Below are 16,552 nucleotides of genomic sequence, written 5' to 3'. Positions count from 1 at the left end.
TCGAGTGATCATGCCAAGCACCGATACCGAAGTCCTATTCGTACTCGGAACGCGCCCCGAGATCATCAAGCTCGCCCCAGTGCTCCGGTCGATGGCGAGTTCCGACCAACTCTCAAGTCGGCTCCTCCATACCGGCCAGCACTACGACGACGAGTTGAGCGACGCTTTCTTTGACGACCTCGGAGTACCTGCGCCCGACGATCACCTCGGTGTGGGCAGCGGGACGCAGGCCGAGCAGACCGGGGCCGCGATGAGGGGCGTTGAGCGCATCGTCCTCGAGCGCGAACCCGATGTCGTTATCGCCGTCGGCGATACCAACGCCGTGCTCTCGGCCGCCCTCGCGGCGGCGAAACTTGACCCGTTGTTTGCCCATGTGGAAGCCGGCATTCGGTCATTCGACCGAAGTATGCCTGAAGAGACTAACCGCGTCGTCGCGGATCACGTGGCCGACATTGCGTTCGCACCGACGGAAACGGCAGTCGAGCAACTCACCACCGAGAGCGTCGCGGCCGACGTCCACATCGTAGGGAACACCGTTGTGGACGCCTGTATCGAGCACGTCTCAATCGCTGAACGTCGTTCGACCATTCGTGAGGATCTAAGCGTTAATGATCGGCCCTATGCGGTCGCAACAATCCATCGACCTCGCAATACCGACGACCGGGCTCGGTTACAGACGATTGTTGAGGCACTTGACGAACAACCTTTCCCGGTTGTGTTTCCTGTTCACCCGCGGACCGGCGCTGCTCTCGAAGAGATTGAGTTCGAGCCAACCGACTCGCTACGATTGGTTGATCCCTTGGGCTATCTCGACTTTCTCAATCTCCTCAGTGGCGCAACGGTTGCGATCACCGATTCGGGAGGTGTTCAGGAGGAGGCGTCGATCCTTGGGGTTCCCTGCCTTACGGTTCGACCGAACACGGAGCGTCCCGAGACGGTGGAGGCAGGGGCGAACCGCCTGGTTGAGCCCCACGAGCTATTCGAGTGTCTCGGGGCGGTCACCAGTGACCCGGAGTTGCATGCGAAGATGACCGGAGCTACGGACCTCTATGGTGACGGGACTGCGGGGGACCAGATCGTATCAATCCTCGAAGAGGTCCTCGACTGATCGTGACTGGACCGTCGTAGCAACCATAGTGAAGAGTATCCGTAGTGCCGGAAATGGAGTCAGAAACCGGCTCACACGCCATAATCCACCTTGTCACTCGCCGATACCGTCAATGAAACATTAGTCTCACGTAACGGGCTGATCTTCGTCGTGAACGGCGGCACACGACACTGGAGGCATTTCCAAGAACGTACCAACGATACTTTTGTGAGTAACTCGTGTAAGAACACGGTGATGAAGTACCAGAATAACCTGCTGATGGCCTTGTTTAGACGCCTGAATTCATACGTTTGAGCCGCTAAGCGCGAGTTCGACGTTTCTGACGGCGCACTTCAGCACGAACTCGCGGAATTGACCGAACCACGTTCTCGCTTGCACGATCTCGCCGTATTTTCGCCGGAGCGCGAAAAAAAAAACGTCGCTTCGATTTTCGACCGTGGATGGTACGTAGTGTCATCGAGCAAGATATTGTTGGCGATGCCATGCCAACCGAATTCGCGGTGCTTGATCACCGGTTTGACACCCTCAGAACGAAGTTTTCGTCGAAGTAACTCCCAGTCGTAGCCTTTGTCGGGGTTAGTACGTTCAATTTGTCGAGATTTCTCATGAGCAGCTGCCATGCGACTTGCGAGTCTTGCGGTTGTTTCATCGAGCAATGTATATTTAGGATTATACAAGATCTCCAGTCGATCAACGCGGTCGTTTTGACCGCTCTAAACGTGTAATTCGTCCGTTTGGCATAGTGCTGGCTCGCCGCGATCCGATCCATGCCGGCTGCGTCAATTGCCTGGATCTCGCCCGTGTCGTGCAGTTCCGCCGACAGCCGCAGAAAGTCGCGCCAGATCGACATTTTTAGTCCCGGCATGCGCGAACAGACGGTGGTAAAATCGGGCAGTTTCCTTGGTTCTGGGTTGAGAATTCGATCGATCCGCGGCATTTCATACAGGACATCCAGGAGTCGGCGGTACGGCAGATCGAGATAGGTTTTGAGGCCATGAATCGAAACGATCACCCAGTCAGCATAGCCCCCTTTTGCCACACTGTACCGCGGGTTGCGGGATTCCGACGATGGCTTTTTGAGCGAGCGAATCGACGCGCCTAGTGAAGCGGGCTAGTTTCGATTGCACCAACCGAACCTACCCGCCTCACCCTCTCGTAAGTTAGACATTTATCGTGAGCTACTAGGAACATGATACTAGTTCGTGAGTCGCTGAGCTGCCGAGTTTCGAGCGTCTAAACAAGGCCCTATCATCTAGAATCGAAATAATTTCATAGTGAGAACTGTACCCATCCCTAAATTTCAGCGATAAGGATGCCCCGGCCGGGAATCTCTTGGTCGTGGGAAATCACCGTGTACCCCTTATCACAAAGCGCGTTTCGCACATCGTGTTCTGACGAGCCGAGGTCTGCATGGTATTCGACGATGACTTTATCGGGACCGATCGACATATCTTCAATAATCTCTAGTTCCGCACCTTCACAGTCCAATATCAGTGCGTCACATGAAGATAAGTCGGAGGGGGAGACTGTTTTCGATGAAATGGAGCGGCCGTATACAGACTTAGGATCACCTACCGCCGCCTGCTTGATTGAGACAATGTCATCAACATCGTTCAGCCAAATTGTTTTCTTGAGAGCCGATGCTCTCCCAGGGTTCGCTTCGTATGTGATGAGCTCACCATTTTTACCAATTTCTGAGGCAGTTGCTAGGCTTGAAACTCCAATACCACCACCCACCAGTATCACGGTGTCTCCGAGCTCAACCGTACGCTCAATCGCTGAGGTAAGATCACGTTCCCAGTCATCTTTCTTGTCGTCAACCCACGGGGCAAAGAGACTTGAAGAATAGACGGCATATTTACCGTTTACTAGCGCAAGACGTTTGGGGACGCAATGCTCTATACGGCCGATATATAAATATTCATATAGGAGCATGCCGAGCTTTTTGGCTAAGATACGAATTATGGATCTACTATACTGAAATTGCTGTATAAGTCTAATCTTTCGTTGCTTCCTTTGCATGTAGATAGCGAACAAAATTATCCAAATTAGAATTTAACGATAGGGGTTGATAGATCGTTGCGGGACGCCATTAACCGACTCTGTTGCTTTATATAAAATAGTATTTGCAGCGTATAACGATATTTTTGAACGGGCAGTGTGCCTTGGTATTCACGATGTAGCTAGATGGTGAAGCCCAGATCCCAACCGAATCCACAATGATGTAGAACATCGGAATTTACGCCATGTGATTCCAACACTATATTATATACAATATTATAATATATAATTAATGCGTATACCTGAGATTCATCGTTGAAATGTGAAACGAACAGGACGCCAAGCATGCATTCAAGGTCGGAACAGGGCACTTTTGTCAGTCGGAACTCTGACGATAGAGTAATGGACTGCCAGAATATCCTGCTAATCACGGTCGACAGTCTTCGGCAGGATTTTGTTGGTAGTACGCAAAATGGAGAGAGGGTATCTCCCCGCCTCGACGACCTGGCGAGTCAGGGTGTTCAGTTCTCACAAGCCGTTGCAAACGGATCCAACACGCCCTCGAGTTTTCCATCGATTCTGACCAGCACCTATCCACTGATGTTCGGTGGATATCGATACCTTGACAGGGCGAGGCCTTTCGTTGCGGAAACGCTTCAAAACGCCGGATTCGAGACCGCCGCTTACCACTCGAATCCCCATCTCGGACCAGATATGAATTATGACCAAGGGTTTGCGCGATTCAACGACCGAGGAGCTTCCGAGAATCGTTCAGATATCGGCGTTCTCAACAAGGCCAAGAACGCCGTGGAACAGCGGATAGATCGGGATAGCCGATTATACGGAATACTTCGCCGAGGATGGCATCTGCTGTCGTTGACGGCGGATACTGCAGCATACGCTGATGCGACTGAAATTACCCAGTCCGCAATCGAGTGGATCGAAGGGAGGGACCCCGAACGGCCGTTTTTTACCTGGCTTCACTACATGGACGTCCACTATCCGTTCATGCCGCCCGCGGAACACCTGGCGGCTCTGGACATTGATCCACCGTCGAAGCGACGGATCGCAAAGCTCAATGGGTTAATGCACGAGAATCCCGATCAGATAACCGAATCTGATCGAGAGCAGTTGTTGGATCTCTACCGGGCCGAACTCCACTACACCGACGCCGAAATCGGACGCGTCTTGGACAGATTGGCCGAAGCCAACGAGCTCGAAGATACGATCGTCGTCGTCACTGGCGACCACGGGGAAGCCTTCGGGGAGCACGGGCGATACGGTCACCATCCGTACCTCTACGACGAGCTACTGCGCGTTCCGCTCATTCTGAACGGGCCAGGGCTCGGTGCTGGGACAGTTGTCGACGATCAGGTGTCGTTGATCGACATCGGCCCGACGCTGTACGATCTCACGGGGGTCGAGACGCCCGAGGCAGTGCAGGGGGAGAGTCTCGTCCCATTGATCGACGGCGAGGAATCCGACGAACGAGTCGCACTCTGTACTGCCCTCGGCGGTGATACACTCGCTGCGAGAACGACGGAGTGGAAATGCTTTTGGCGGGTTCGAGATGGCGAGGTTGAACTCTACGATCTCGAGGAGGATCCAGAAGAGACGAACGACGTTAGCGCGCAACGGCCCGAGGTAGTGGAACGGTTCAAAGGCGAGCTGGAGTCGTATTTGGAGGCGGCCGAAGCGACGGACATCGACCTTCCCGAGCCGACGGTCTCCAGTGAGACGAAGGGGCGGCTCCGAGACCTCGGATACGTGGAGTAACATAATCGTACTATTGCCCTACGGTTTAATTCATGACATATATGAATAGGACAGAGTGGATAGCCAGCGGTGGTCAAAAATTTAGTTAGATCAGATAATCTGCCGAACTATCGCTGCGCATCACTGTAGACAAGTTTTTTCAGGAAATTCCAGCGCGCGTAGAACCGCCCGACATTTCGAAATGTTGATGCTACTCTCTGAATGAACTGCTCACAGTGTTCGAAACGCTAGAGCGCGTCTTTGCTGGTCTAGGGTACTGCACGGTATTTATTGCGCTGGTAGCATGTATCGGCGTAATCCTTCCGCAGTTTGCCGTGCCGATCTACGTTCCCCTCGCAGCCGTTTTGATCGCAATACTATGGTTCGTTCTGAGTTTTATCTCCTTTCGAAAGGTTGTCAACCAACAAGCACCCTCTGGAAACTACCTCTGGAAAATCGTATTCATTGCATTCGCTCTCTATATACCCTTTAATTTGATACTGCTCGCTGCTGGAGTTGTAGAACTGCGATTAAACGACTTCGGTGCCTACTACAACGCAGCCGTTCGCTTCCTCGAGAGCGCACCATTATACAAGACTACTGCGGAGATACCGACGCTCGAAGCCCGGACTTCCGAGAATATGGGATATCTCTACCCACCTCTCTATGTCTTGGTATTCGTCCCATTTACACTATTCTCACCGTTCGTGGCCGGGATTCTCTGGAACGTGATCGTACTTCTATTTCTGCTCTGGTCCGTATCCAGACTGATCTCCACGTTCGATTTAGATGTTACACGGAATGAGCGCATTCTTCTCTACGTGCTCGTTGCCTCGTTTGCCCCCACAATTACCTGGATGAAGTTGGGCCAGATATCTGGTTTGCTTGCAGCCTTCTTGTGTTTATCCGGGGCAGCCCTGCGCTCGAAGCGCCACAAGCTGAGCGCGGTGACAACCGTCCTCGGGAGTTCATTTAAACCATTTTATGCAACGAGCGGCGCACATCTTCTTCGAGATCGAAGGCGGTTTCTTAGCGCCATCGCGTCGGTAGGAGGAATCCTTCTGCTGAGCGTGATACTGTTCGGAGTCGAGACTCATCTCGAGTACATCGAGGTGCTGAGAGAAGGGAAAGGTTGGGAAACTAGCCGTGGCCCGAGTGATTGGCACGCAACGCATTTCAACCCATTTTATCTACTTGGTCCATTTAAACAGGTCCCGAGAGTTGGAATCGTTCTTGGGACTGCAGCGCTGGCGTTGTATTCCAACAAGCTTGAAACCCCCATAGAATACATATTTGCGCTTGGAGTTGCAATCGTTCCCCTGGCAGGACCGACGACGAATACACTCGCATTAAATGCAGTAATTCCAGCAATGCTGATGGTCGGGTTGTACGAGTTGGAGACAGAGGGAGAAGTCCCAGCCGTACTACTGATTAGCGCCCTTCTCATCCACATGCATCCGTACACCATCGAGATTCTCGGGAAGCTTGGCCCACAAATCTATCCTCCGCTCGAAATGCTCGCTCCCGCACTTCCACTCCTCCAGCCAGCGCTATACGGAATGATACTGTTGGTCGGCTATATTCTATATCGTTCGCTCGAGACTTCTTCGGTCCAAAGACCGTTCCTAGCGTGAAAGCGTATCGAGATAGATTCCAAATACCCGACCATCACGAGAAGCGGCGGATGAGATAGGAGAGTAGCCGGTTCTCGATACCATACTTGTCTTGAAACGATTCGAGAATCATGATTTCGGTCTCTGTGAGCCCCAATAGGAAGAATATCGCAGCGAAATACAAGGTGGAAAAGACTACACACACCCCAAATATCCAAAATAATGACGTGGGGACGTAAGTCGAGACGAGATATAGAAGTCCTGTCAGCGGAAGTAAGATGGCAATTGGATTCGCAACTTTCCAACCCATCGTGGTGAACCCGGAGATGTACTTCACCTCAAGGACCGGAAGAAGTCCGAGGACGAGAAATGAAACCGTCGTTGCAATTGCCGCTCCCGTATAGCTGTACTGTGGGATGAGCAGCAGATTCAATCCTAGATTGACCCCCGCAGCAGAAGTCGTATTGAAGGCCGATAGTTTCGAAAGACCAAGCGCCTCCATCAGCGGTCCGTGGGTCAGTAGGACGTTCTTCACAGCAAACCCTACTGCGAGAATTGCGAGAGCCGAGCCGCCGACCGCGTACCCAGGCCGGTAAATAATTGCAATAATTTCATCAGAAAAAATAACCATTGGAACCAGCGCCATCCCACTGGCGATAGTCAACCAACGAGCGAATTCCTGCTGTACCTCTACCGCATCGCTCAATCGATCCTCACTCTCGAGCTCGCTTGAGACGGGCGTTCCGAGATAACTGGCTGCAGTGGAAAACATCGCCAGCAGTCGCGCTAGTGCGTATGCGACCCCGTATATTCCAACGGCAGTGCTCCCGACGAAGTACAACAGAAGGAATATATCGATGGATCGGTAGATAAAGGATGCGAGGCCGGAAACAGTGAACGGCAGCGAATAGCGCACGATCTCTGGAAGTCGGTTACGTGCTGCTGTCGAATCGCCATCCTCGGGTAGAGTCCGCTCGAACAGAACTGTCGCGATGGCCGCTCCGACGACGAACGGAATCGCGTACGCAACAGCAAAGCCAGCCTGGCCTGCACCAATGACAACGGCGACGATGATGAGAGCGAACCGGGAAGCAGGATGGAGCAAGTTTCTGACGTAAACGCGGAAGCGAGAGATCTTCTGGCCCCGAATACCGCCAATCGCGAGGTTCATTATCGCGGCGAAAGGGATCGCAGCACCAAAGACACGGATACTCGACGCGACACTTGGGTCACGGAAGATTTCGGCCGCGATGAAGTCCGCATAGACCACGGTGACCGCTGCAAGGGAGATTCCGACGGGGATTGTGAACGCGAAGAGGTACGTCGCGATAGGCCGCTTCTCGGCTGCTTCGATACGAGGAAGGTATCGCGTCAGACCCGACGAAAGCCCCAGTCCAGCCACGATACCACCGAGACTCAAAAGCGCGGTCCCAGTAGTTAGTCCGCCGAATCCGCTGATCGAGAGATGCACTGCGGCGAACCGTTGTGCGAGGAATGCGAGCGCCATCTGGGCCACGAGACCACCGTAGACGACGCCAGCTCCTTTCACGATGTCGCGTACTGCCTGGTCCTGGGTGAGCGGGGACTCGCCTTCTGCAGATGAGTCGGCCTCCTCCACGGAACTCCGATCGTCCGTCCCGGACTCGTCCGATTTCTCCCCCATGCCTCATCCACCTACCTGCTCGAGATACCGCTCGTACCGATCGTAGAGCTGTTCCCATGACCACTGATCGACGACGCTCCCGCGGCCAGTTCGGCCGATAGAACGACACCGGTCAGGATTTGAAGCGAGTTCCTCCAGCGCATTGCCGAGTTCGGCCACATTCCCCGGTTCGTACAGCATGCCCGTCTCACCGTCGTCGACGACTTCGGGGACGCCGCCGACCCTAGACGCGATCACGGGCACTTCCATCGCCTGGGCTTCGAGCACTACCCGGGGGAGTCCCTCAGTGTATGACGGCAGCACGAGGGCGTCCATCACATCGTACACTGCAGGCATTGCATCATACGGAACCGATCCGAGAAAGGTCCCTTGATCCCCGAGCTCGTCGGCCAGCCTTTCCCGCTCCGGGCCGCCGCCAGCGACCAGTAGTTGAATGTCGGCCTCCGACTGTTCGATCGCTAGCGGAATATCGCGAACGCCTTTGTACTCGTGGAGCCCACCGACGTAGCCGAGGACGAACGAATCGCCCGCGTCGTCGACGGCGTTCTGGAGCCACGTCGGATGATCAGATGCGGCCCCAGGCGAGAAGACGTCCATGTCGACTGCGTTCTTTACGTCGTAAATGCGGTCGGCGGCGACGCCCAGCTCGGTCAGGACAGTAGCGATGGCCTCGCAGACGACGAAGTATCCATCGTGGGGAGCGCGGAGTCGAGTGCGAAATGAAGCCGCGTCGAGCCGATCGAAGAGGCTTCCACCAGTGGCTTCGGGGAGGGCGCCAACGTGCGCGACGTGGGGTACGCCGACTCTTCTGGCAGCGACCAGCCCCGCGAGGTAGGTCTTCCGCGTCTTGGAAACGATCACGTCGACGTCCTCCGCTCGTGCAACCTCGATCGCGCGTCGGGTCGTACGGAGCGGCCCGTCGACGAACCGCGTCTTCGGTTGAATCGAGTGCTGGAACGGCCGTTCCGGTGAATCGTTCCAATCGACGAGGTGCACCTCGTGGCCCCGCTCGCGAAGGCCTTCGACGACGTTGCGAACGTGGATTGCGCCCCCTCTCACCATGGCGTCGGTGAAGGAGATGGGTTCCTCGGTGAGATAGAGGACGCGCATACGCCCAAGTCCCGCGCCGATCCTGTATATGCTGTTCGTTTGCTATCCGGCCCGAGAGATAGCCTGCGTCCAGTCACGATCTGGAGAGGAGTGTTTCGTACAGATCGAGGTACGTAGCAGCGACGTCGTCCCACGTTTGCAGTGTGTTCTCGAGAGCTGTCTGCGTAGACGCTGATCGCACTGCATCGGCGATCGTCTCTGGATTCGTGTTCCCGACGCCAACCACGCCGTCGCGTCGCGTCCAATCGGCCAGTGCACGAGTTTCACGGACCACTGCCGGAGTGCCAGCCGAAAGTGTCTCCCCAACGGTCATACCGTACGCCTCGAATGCGGAGAGATTGAGATATGCATCCGCGCCAGCATAGAGTCCCGGAAGTCGTTCGTCGTCGACGTAGCCGAGGAAAACGACGCGATCCTCGACCCCTGCATCTCTTGCAGTGGTTTCGAGCGTCTCTCTGTGGGGCCCTGTCCCCGCAATGAGGAGGTCGTATTCGGGGAGCAGTGGTAGCGCCCGAATCGCGTACTGGACGCCCTTGTACTCCTCCAGTCGACCGACTGTGAGGAGGTACTTGCCGTCGTAGGACTCGGGCATCGCGTCCTCGAACCGGCCGACGTCGAGTCCGTTCGGAACGACTGTGGCAGCTACACCGAAGTCCGATCTGAGCTGTGTTCGCTCCCACTCGCTGACGGCGGTGACGGCGTCAGCACGCTGCAGAACCCATTTGCCCAAGGGGTGATAGATTGAGAGCATACGATCCCTGAGAGAGCTCGCGCTCCCACCGTGGTAGTGCGGAGTGACGACCAAGGGTGCGTCGCGTGCAGCGGCGCCAGCGAACAGAACGGGTAACGCATGGTAATTGTGAGCATGGACGATATCGGCGTCGTGTCGCCGGACGGCTCGATAGATTCCAGGGGCGATATGAAAGGCACCGCCAGGAGACAGGCCGTGATACCGCTCGATCGAAACCCCCGAACGAGTCTCCCGGCCAGGGACGTCGCCGCCAGCGTCCGCAGTCAGGACAGTTACCTCGATGCCGTTGTCGGCGAGTCGCTCGCTCACCGATTGGACGTGTGTCTCGACGCCCCCGGTACGTGGCGGATACCGTGGAACGACCTGCAACACCTTCATCGGCTGGACCAAGCCGGAAGATCAGCGTGCGATCGTTCGTTCGGTTCGCCGCGAACGGTCACTCGTAGACCTCCCTGAGTTCCGCATCGACGTCCCAGATGGCGCTGCCCTGACCGGCGAGTAACTTCACCGCGGCTCGGAGGAGTGACACTTGCGTGTCGAACACGGAATATAGCGGCTGCAGCGGGCCGAGCACGTCCCGTGATCCAGCGAGAACGAACAGACCGACTGCTGCGGGGACACCGAGACCGAGGGGACCGAGAACTAACAGGCTCGTTACGGTCGCGAGAACGAGACCCCCGGCGAGCAACCAGGGCGAGACGATCATGAACCACCAGTTGAACGGGAGCACCACACGGCCGTATCGGCCGTAGCTCCCGAGGGCGTCTCGCTGTCGGACCAGCAATCTGAGTAACCCCATGGCTCGACGATCCTTCTGTTTTCGGCGCTTTCGAAATGCAGAGTGGGCTGCCTCGCGGTACCGGATCGCTGGATCGAAGAGTACGCGCTGTCCCCCTCGCCGAATACGTAGTGCGAGTTCCGTGTCGTCCGCAATCGAGTCCTCGTCGATCGGAACGATCGCGTCGTTCTCGAAGGCAGAGAAGGGACCATGGAAGATCAGCGTCGAATCCAGGTGGGACTCCAGGGTCTGGATGTGTGACTGCACGCCGCGATAGCCTGCCTCCACGTCACTCCCTCCCAAAACGTCGGCGTTCCGCCCTGTAACGGCTGCAACGTTGGAGTCCGATAGATTGGCAACTGCCTCGCGGAGTGCGTCGTCCGCCACCTCCGAGTCGCAGTCGGTCTTGACCACGACCTCGTTAGTCGCGCTAGCGTAGGCGTCGTTGAGTGCGGGTGCGAGTCCGCGGCGAGTTTCCTCCTCGAGAAGTGTTAGCTCCGGATGTTCTCGATCCTCGAAAAACTCCCGGATCAGGTCGGGCGTTTCGTCGTCACTCGCGTCAACTACGACGATTTCCATCTTGTCGAGCGGATAGTCGAGCGAACAGATACCCTCGAGCTTGCCCTCGACGATTCGCTCTTCGTTGAAAGTAGGCAGGACGACACTCACCGTTGGTTCCTGTTGTTCTTTTCTGGCTGGCGACCCTGCCGGTCGAAGTACGGCGTATAGTCCAAGAAAGCAGACGTACGGTACGGCTGCGATGGCGAAGATGGCCACTGTCGCAGCCACCAAGAGTTCCATATCTCCGAGAAGCAGTCCAGCCATTAAAATGTCTATGGGGTCGACGTTTCGCAATACACCTCAAGCAGACAATCAGCAGTGTCGTGATTCGTGGCAAATTTCACTAGCTCTCGACGCACTCGTACCCCCACACCAGATCGAAATACCGCTTCATCCCCGCCACGAACGACCCGTTCTCCGTGATCGCGGCTTGCCGCCGGTGATTGGGCACCTCTGGTTCTTCGGTCAAGAAGATCGCCTGCCCGCTCTCGTACTCCCCGCTCGGATCGATAAACGTCCCGCGCCACGGTAGCCGCTCCTCGCTGAACCGATACTCTACGTCCGGATAGTCCGCCTCGATTCGATCCACCACCTCCGCCTGCACCTCGGCCTTCTCTTCTGGCAGATGCTCCGGATCCAGAAACAGCACCGAAACCCCAATACCACGCTCCAGCGCATCCTGTACGGCCGGATCCACCGCTTCGAAGTAGGCGAAACTGTTCGTGATCACATACACGGCCTCCTCCGCGACGTTGTACAATCGCCGCGTCTCGGTCTCGCTCGGCTCACCAACGTCGACGACGTGGAACAGCTCCGCCGTCGGCGAAACGTCCTCGTCGGCCTGCTCGTACAGCGGCCCGAACGTCTCGAGCACGTCCTCGCGAAGCTCCTCGACCTCCCCGCGGAAATCCTCGTACTCCTGCCGGCGATTCTCCTTGGCCCGCTCGAGTACCTCCTCGGGAGCCTTCGGCTGGTACTCCTTCGGACGGCCGGGAATGACCTTGACGTATCCCAGATCGCCCAGTTCGGCGAGCACCTCGTACACGCGAGCCTTCGGGATCCCCGTCGCGTCGGCAACGTCCGGTGCCGTGGTCCGCCCCGCGCGCAGGAGGTGGGCCAGCGCCGTGGCCTCGTACTCCCGCAAGTCCAGCGATTCGAGCAGTGCCACGCGCTCGGACTCGTCCCTCATCGATCGATTCTCACGCCCGCATCCTCATGAATCTCCCTTCCGCTCGAGCAGTTCGCGGACCGACGACTCGACGTCGAACTCGGGCACCCAGCCCAGTCGCTCGCGAGCGCGGGACGTGTCGACAGCGAAGTCCTCGACCATCGTCTCCGCGGATCGGGGGTTCTCGACCAGTTCGACGTCGATCTCCCGGTCCAGCTCCTCGGAAGCGAGCCGCTGGACTGTCTCGGCGACGCTCATCACGGACGGGTCTTCGTCGCTGGCGATCTCGTAGGTCTCGGTTCCGGTCTCCCCAGCTTCCAGCTGCTCCAGCAACCGCTCGGTGCTGTGGAGGTACACCCGCGCCACGTCCTTCACGTGGACGAAGTTCCGGGACTGCGTCCCCGGCTCGTAGACTGTCAGCGGCTCGCCCGCGAGCGCTCGGTTCACGAAGAAGTTGATCACCGTCGGCTTCGAGACGACCGTCCCGTCGACGACGTGATCGCCGTAGAGGTTCGACTTCATGAACAGGTGTGCTGGGAACGCGCCCGCAGCGAAGGACTCGATGCTGCCCTCGCTGATCGCCTTCGTGCGACCGTACCAGTTCATCGGATCCCGCGGGAGGTCGGCCGTGATCGGGAACTCCTCGGGATCGCCGAGCACCGCCATCGAGAAGGGGAACGCCATCGCCGCACCCGTCTTCCGGCAGAACCATGCGACGTTGTTCGTCCCGGTGACGTTCACGTCGTAGGCGAGGTCCGCGTTCTGATCGCAGTCGTCGACGCCGCTGACCGCCGCGAGGTGGAGGACGACGTCCGCGCCGTCGAGCGCAGCCTCGAGCCGACCGCGGTTCCGAATGTCGACGTGATCGATCTCGACGTCGCCGACGGACGCGACCTGTGAGCGGTAGCCGTTGTCGATGCCGACCAGCTCCCATTCGGGATGCTCGCGTTCGAGGATCTCGAGCACGCGGCTGCCGATGTAGCCGCCAGCGCCGGTCACCGCGATCCGCGGCGTATCGCCGACGGTCCGGCCGTTCTCCGACGGAGCGCTCGGCGTCACGCCTCGACCACCCCGGACTCCACTCCGGTTTCCAGGAGCTGCGTCGCGATGTCGCGGACGCCCTCCTGGAGCGTCCACTCCGTCTCGAATCCGGTCTCGTCGAGTCGGTCGAAGTTCACGTGATAGGACGGGCCGGGGTGTTCCTCCTCGAGGTAGGTGATCTCGAGTTCCCGATCGAGCTCCTCTCGGACGATCCGCGCGACGTCCTCGATGCGGTAGTTCGCCTCGCCGTTGCCGACGTTGTACACCTGCTGTGGCCACGTGTCGGGATCGAGCGCCGCCTCCAGATACGCCCGCGCCGCGTCCTCGACGTGGACGAAGGGCCGCCAGTTCGAGCCGTCGCCGTAGACCGTCAGCTGGCGGTCGGTCAGCCCGCGGAACACGAAGTGATTCACGACGAGATTGAAGCGGATCCCCGGTGCCCAGCCGTAGACGGTGCTCATCCGGAGTGCCGTGCCGTCGAACCCGTGCTCCGCCATCGAATCCGCGAGCAGTTCCTCGCTCGCGACCTTCGACTCGGCGTAGGGATTCAGCGGGTTCTGTTCGGCGGTCTCGTCGATGTCCGTGCTCGCGACGCGGCCGTAGTTGTTGCAGGACGACGCCAGAACGACGGTTTCGACGTCGAACTTCCCGGCCGCTGTGAGCACGTTCTCCGTGCCGTCGCGGTTGACGGCCATCGTCTCCTCGCGACGATCGTGCGTCGAGTCGGCGCCGGTGATCGCCGCGAGGTGGATCACCGCGTCCACGTCCCGCGTGGCGCTCTCGACGTCGCCGTACTCCCGAACGTCGCCGCGTCGGAATTCGAGGTGATCGCCCACCGACCCGGCGACGTTCGCGGGCGAGCCGGAAGCGAGCGAATCGAGAACGACGACCTCCTCGACCCGATCGTCCGTGAGCAGCTGTGGCACGAGCGCGCTGCCGATATAGCCACAGCCACCGGTGACGAGGACTCGCTTGCCGGCGACCGCCGCGGACTCAGCGCTCGAGGGCGCGTCACTCATCGTCGGTCAACACGCCCGGCAGGAACCGGTCCTCGTGGGCCTCGATCGTGCCCTGGTGCTCGACCAGCGTGCCCAGAATCTCCCGGACGCCCTCCTCGTACGTCACCGACTGCCCGCCGATGAGGTCGGCGTAGCGGTCGTTCGCCATCTCCATCTTGTGGGTCTCGTCCTCGTCGCGGGGGTTCTCGAAGTGTTCGACGGCGACGTCGAGGTCGAATTCCCCGGACACGTCGGCGATCGTCTGGGCGATCTCGACGATGCTGATCGCGCGGGTGACCTGATTGTAGACGACGTGGTCGCCGGGGCGATCGGCGGGCTCGGCGTCGGCGCTCTCCCCGACGGCGAGTCGCGCGAGCCCCTCCACGGCGTCCTCCAGCGCGACGAAGGGCTTGCGCTGCTCGCCCTTGCCGTAGACGGTCATCGGGTAGCCAGCGACGGCCTGGGCGCAGAAGCGATGCGCGACGACGCCGAAGTAGTAGTCGAAGTCGAAGCGCGTCGCGAGGTCGGGATGGGCGGCGGTTTCCGGCGTTTCCGTGCCGTAGGTGATCGCCGTCCGGACGTCCGAGATCGGAATGTCGAACTGGTCGTGCGCGAGGCGCATGTTCGCCGCGTCGTGGGACTTCGTGAGGTGGTACCAGCTGCCCGCCATCGCGGGGAAGGGCACCTCGTCGCGCTCGCCCTCGTTCTCCATCACGGCACCGCCCTCGGGGATCGGGAACTCCGGAGCACCATAGACGCCCGTCGTCGTGGTCTCGACGAAGTGCGTGTCGGTCATCCCCGCCTCTTCGAGGCCCCAGAGCAGGTTCCGCGTGGCCTGCATGTTGTTGTGCTGGGTGAAGTTCGCGCGCTCGCCGTTGATCTGGGAGTAGGGCGCGGAGGGCTGGGCCGCCGCGTGGACGATCGTATCGGGCTCGTGCACGGAGAGCAGCCGATCGACAGCAGCGCGATCGGTGAGGTCCGCCTCGACGGCAGAGAGGTTCGACAGGCCGAGTTCGCGCTCGGCGGCCGCGACCCGCTCGTCCATCGACGCGATGGGCACCGCGCTCGTCGAGCCGACCGACTCGACCCACTCGCGACGACCGCCGTTGTCCACGAGGACGACCCGGTCGTCCGTGCGATCCGCGATCCGGAGGGCGGTCGGCCAGCCGATGTAGCCGTCCGCACCCGTCACGATGACTGACATAGTTACTCAGTTCTTGAGTTACTCCGGCGAGCCATAAATCTTCTCCCACGAACCGGCGGTCGAGCGTGGCTGGAATTTGAAAGAGTCTCCAAAAACCTCCCTGCCCGAGGGTTCTTATACGAAAACGGCCAATCACCATCTACGGATGGCGACGACCGACAGCCCCGAAGAGGGCCAGCGGATCGATCTCATCGAGAACCCGAGCGGACGGTGGACCGCGCGGGACCGGGAAACTGGCGTCGCTAGCCAGGGCGAAACGCGGCAAACGGCCCTCGAGAATCTCGACGAGGCACTCGCTCTCTATCGGGGCGAAACCGGCCACGAGCCGACCGACGAGGAGCTGCGCGACCTCGGCGTCGACCCGGACGTGGCCCGGTCGCAGGGAGATACGCTGCCCGACGTGCTCGAATAGATGGGCACGCGAGATTTCTCGGGCGAAGACGTCTACAAGGTGCTGGTCAACACCGGCAATTTCCGTCACGTCCGGACCAGCGGCAGTCATCTCGTCGTGGAGGGACCCCACCGCCAGACCACGATACCGATCCGCGACACGTCACGATCCCACTACACGACAGAATCGATCAGGGCACGCTCCGGAGTATCGCCGAGCAGGCCGGAGCGCACGATTTCGACGCCTTCTGCGAGTGGATCGACAGGAACCGATAACTGAGCGTTCGGCACGTCGGGCAGGACTTGACAGACGACGAGCCACCAGAACCGTCCACGCGAACGAGGGGCTCCCACGGAGTCCCACCTGTCCGAGACACACCGCGCACTCGACGATTCTCATCCCGTTCGAAC

13 protein-coding genes and 2 pseudogenes are annotated in these 16,552 nt (G+C 58.7%); 5 read left to right on the top strand and 10 right to left on the bottom strand.

Annotated elements, in window-relative coordinates; translation table 11 throughout:
• Positions 1–10 precede the first annotated feature (10 nt).
• Positions 11–1,108 carry a non-hydrolyzing UDP-N-acetylglucosamine 2-epimerase gene (wecB, locus tag ACZ5KP_RS10700; RefSeq protein WP_460921616.1) on the top strand — a complete coding sequence of 366 codons (1,098 nt, stop codon included), beginning with the start codon at positions 11–13 and terminating at the stop codon, positions 1,106–1,108.
• A gap of 282 nt (positions 1,109–1,390) precedes the next feature.
• Here wecB and ACZ5KP_RS10695 read toward each other — a convergent pair.
• Both ACZ5KP_RS10695 and ACZ5KP_RS10690 read right to left on the bottom strand, forming a co-directional pair.
• Positions 1,391–2,235, bottom strand: a pseudogene (locus ACZ5KP_RS10695) (IS5 family transposase).
• A gap of 166 nt (positions 2,236–2,401) precedes the next feature.
• The gene (locus tag ACZ5KP_RS10690; protein ID WP_460921619.1) at positions 2,402–3,043 is read right to left on the bottom strand and encodes a class I SAM-dependent methyltransferase; all 642 of its coding nucleotides are present in this window, start codon (positions 3,041–3,043) and stop codon (positions 2,402–2,404) included.
• A gap of 468 nt (positions 3,044–3,511) precedes the next feature.
• Between ACZ5KP_RS10690 and ACZ5KP_RS10685 the strand changes: the two genes are divergently transcribed.
• Positions 3,512–4,885, top strand: a complete 1,374-nt coding sequence (locus ACZ5KP_RS10685) for a sulfatase (protein ID WP_460921622.1) — start codon at positions 3,512–3,514, stop codon at positions 4,883–4,885.
• Positions 4,886–5,100: 215 nt separating this feature from the next.
• Positions 5,101–6,498 (top strand): glycosyltransferase family 87 protein, encoded by a 1,398-nt coding sequence (locus ACZ5KP_RS10680; protein WP_460921624.1) that lies wholly within the window; start codon positions 5,101–5,103, stop codon positions 6,496–6,498.
• Between the two features lie 34 nt (positions 6,499–6,532).
• Here the strand turns inward: ACZ5KP_RS10680 and ACZ5KP_RS10675 are convergent, their stop codons facing one another.
• The 8 genes from ACZ5KP_RS10675 to ACZ5KP_RS10640 all read right to left on the bottom strand — a co-directional run bounded on the left by ACZ5KP_RS10675 (position 6,533) and on the right by ACZ5KP_RS10640 (position 15,751).
• Positions 6,533–8,140 (bottom strand): flippase, encoded by a 1,608-nt coding sequence (locus tag ACZ5KP_RS10675; protein WP_464761833.1) that lies wholly within the window; start codon positions 8,138–8,140, stop codon positions 6,533–6,535.
• 3 nt (positions 8,141–8,143) lie between these two features.
• Positions 8,144–9,250 (bottom strand): glycosyltransferase family 4 protein, encoded by a 1,107-nt coding sequence (locus ACZ5KP_RS10670; RefSeq protein WP_460921628.1) that lies wholly within the window; start codon positions 9,248–9,250, stop codon positions 8,144–8,146.
• 73 nt (positions 9,251–9,323) lie between these two features.
• The gene (locus tag ACZ5KP_RS10665) at positions 9,324–10,379 is read right to left on the bottom strand and encodes a glycosyltransferase family 4 protein (protein ID WP_460923407.1); all 1,056 of its coding nucleotides are present in this window, start codon (positions 10,377–10,379) and stop codon (positions 9,324–9,326) included.
• Between the two features lie 58 nt (positions 10,380–10,437).
• Positions 10,438–11,580 carry a glycosyltransferase gene (locus ACZ5KP_RS10660; protein WP_460923409.1) on the bottom strand — a complete coding sequence of 381 codons (1,143 nt, stop codon included), beginning with the start codon at positions 11,578–11,580 and terminating at the stop codon, positions 10,438–10,440.
• 103 nt (positions 11,581–11,683) lie between these two features.
• On the bottom strand, positions 11,684–12,529 hold the full coding sequence (locus tag ACZ5KP_RS10655) for a TrmB family transcriptional regulator (protein WP_460921630.1): 846 nt from the start codon (positions 12,527–12,529) through the stop codon (positions 11,684–11,686).
• 24 nt (positions 12,530–12,553) lie between these two features.
• Positions 12,554–13,567, bottom strand: a complete 1,014-nt coding sequence (locus tag ACZ5KP_RS10650; RefSeq protein WP_460921632.1) for an NAD-dependent epimerase/dehydratase family protein — start codon at positions 13,565–13,567, stop codon at positions 12,554–12,556.
• Positions 13,564–14,568 (bottom strand): NAD-dependent epimerase/dehydratase family protein, encoded by a 1,005-nt coding sequence (locus ACZ5KP_RS10645; protein WP_460921634.1) that lies wholly within the window; start codon positions 14,566–14,568, stop codon positions 13,564–13,566. The genes ACZ5KP_RS10650 and ACZ5KP_RS10645 overlap by 4 nt, the downstream gene beginning before the upstream one ends.
• Positions 14,561–15,751 (bottom strand): NAD-dependent epimerase/dehydratase family protein, encoded by a 1,191-nt coding sequence (locus ACZ5KP_RS10640; protein WP_460921636.1) that lies wholly within the window; start codon positions 15,749–15,751, stop codon positions 14,561–14,563. The genes ACZ5KP_RS10645 and ACZ5KP_RS10640 overlap by 8 nt, the downstream gene beginning before the upstream one ends.
• A 145-nt stretch (positions 15,752–15,896) precedes the next feature.
• Here ACZ5KP_RS10640 and ACZ5KP_RS10635 point away from each other — a divergent pair, with 145 nt between their 5' ends.
• The gene (locus tag ACZ5KP_RS10635) at positions 15,897–16,163 is read left to right on the top strand and encodes a type II toxin-antitoxin system HicB family antitoxin (protein WP_460921638.1); all 267 of its coding nucleotides are present in this window, start codon (positions 15,897–15,899) and stop codon (positions 16,161–16,163) included.
• Positions 16,164–16,417, top strand: a pseudogene (locus ACZ5KP_RS10630) (type II toxin-antitoxin system HicA family toxin).
• The last annotated feature ends 135 nt before the right edge of the window (positions 16,418–16,552 follow it).

It is taken from the genome of Salinarchaeum chitinilyticum (assembly GCF_055390775.1).
This window is presented reverse-complemented; position numbering and strand designations above follow the sequence as displayed.

Bases quoted from the DNA above. Each gene is read 5' to 3' on its own strand.
- wecB (WP_460921616.1), top strand. From the start codon at position 11: ATGCCAAGCACCGATACCGAAGTCCTATTCGTACTCGGAACGCGCCCC.
- ACZ5KP_RS10690 (WP_460921619.1), bottom strand. From the start codon at position 3,043: ATGCTCCTATATGAATATTTATATATCGGCCGTATAGAGCATTGCGTC.
- ACZ5KP_RS10685 (WP_460921622.1), top strand. From the start codon at position 3,512: ATGGACTGCCAGAATATCCTGCTAATCACGGTCGACAGTCTTCGGCAG.
- ACZ5KP_RS10675 (WP_464761833.1), bottom strand. From the start codon at position 8,140: ATGGGGGAGAAATCGGACGAGTCCGGGACGGACGATCGGAGTTCCGTG.
- ACZ5KP_RS10670 (WP_460921628.1), bottom strand. From the start codon at position 9,250: ATGCGCGTCCTCTATCTCACCGAGGAACCCATCTCCTTCACCGACGCC.
- ACZ5KP_RS10665 (WP_460923407.1), bottom strand. From the start codon at position 10,379: ATGAAGGTGTTGCAGGTCGTTCCACGGTATCCGCCACGTACCGGGGGC.
- ACZ5KP_RS10660 (WP_460923409.1), bottom strand. From the start codon at position 11,580: ATGGAACTCTTGGTGGCTGCGACAGTGGCCATCTTCGCCATCGCAGCC.
- ACZ5KP_RS10655 (WP_460921630.1), bottom strand. From the start codon at position 12,529: ATGAGGGACGAGTCCGAGCGCGTGGCACTGCTCGAATCGCTGGACTTG.
- ACZ5KP_RS10645 (WP_460921634.1), bottom strand. From the start codon at position 14,568: ATGAGTGACGCGCCCTCGAGCGCTGAGTCCGCGGCGGTCGCCGGCAAG.
- ACZ5KP_RS10640 (WP_460921636.1), bottom strand. From the start codon at position 15,751: ATGTCAGTCATCGTGACGGGTGCGGACGGCTACATCGGCTGGCCGACC.
- ACZ5KP_RS10635 (WP_460921638.1), top strand. From the start codon at position 15,897: ATGGCGACGACCGACAGCCCCGAAGAGGGCCAGCGGATCGATCTCATC.